At 40.0% G+C, this 627-nt stretch carries 2 protein-coding genes; both read left to right on the top strand.

The genetic code is table 11. The annotated features are described in order from the left end of the window. Positions 1 to 36 precede the first annotated feature (36 nt). Complete coding sequence (locus A4S05_RS38290; RefSeq protein ID WP_069074928.1) at positions 37 to 264, top strand: hypothetical protein; 228 nt, start codon at positions 37 to 39, stop codon at positions 262 to 264. Between the two features lie 98 nt (positions 265 to 362). Continuing rightward, positions 363 to 545 carry a type II toxin-antitoxin system RelE/ParE family toxin gene (locus A4S05_RS44065; RefSeq protein WP_256091413.1) on the top strand — a complete coding sequence of 61 codons (183 nt, stop codon included), beginning with the start codon at positions 363 to 365 and terminating at the stop codon, positions 543 to 545. Positions 546 to 627 lie beyond the last annotated feature (82 nt).

The raw sequence follows: 627 nt of genomic DNA, 5'->3' as shown, positions 1-627 counted from the left end.
TTAGACTGGTAAACGCCATAACATTTTGAAATTGTTATGAGTACTCTCGATCAAGTGCTAGAAGACGCTTTGCAACTTCCCTCCGAACAGCAAGAAATGCTGATCAAGATTTTACAAAATCGTCACCACGAAAACAGTCGTGCAGAAATAGTTATAGATGCTCAACAAACCCTAACTGATTTCCATGCAGGTAAATTTCTGCATCAGTCAGCGCAAGATGTTATTGCAGAATTACGCCAGTCTTTAAACGAACCAGAGAAATGAGACTGCTGGTTTTGACTCCAAAGTTCAAACGAGCATTCCATAAGTTTGTAAAGCGAAATGCTGAACTCCAGTAACGTATTGAAGACACTCTTCAACAAATGGAAGCAGATGTATTTGCCCCAGCATTAGGCACTCACAAACTGAGCGGCAAACTCGACGGTCTTCAGTCCTGCTCTTGTGGCTATGATTGTCGTGTTGTTTTCTCCATTGAACTGGATGCAGAAACGAATACTGAAGCTATTGTTCTGCTCGACATTGGAACGCATGATGAAGTTTATTAACTAGGGTCTGCTGAATAATTATAAAACGTTGATTTCTCAATGTTTTGGGGCTATTTTTGTAGAAACAGATGCAAGTAAATTG

Source organism: Nostoc sp. KVJ20 (assembly GCF_001712795.1).
Lineage (GTDB): Bacteria > Cyanobacteriota > Cyanobacteriia > Cyanobacteriales > Nostocaceae > Nostoc.
This window is presented reverse-complemented; position numbering and strand designations above follow the sequence as displayed.

Bases quoted from the DNA above. Each gene is read 5' to 3' on its own strand.
- A4S05_RS38290 (WP_069074928.1), top strand. From the start codon at position 37: ATGAGTACTCTCGATCAAGTGCTAGAAGACGCTTTGCAACTTCCCTCC.
- A4S05_RS44065 (WP_256091413.1), top strand. From the start codon at position 363: ATGGAAGCAGATGTATTTGCCCCAGCATTAGGCACTCACAAACTGAGC.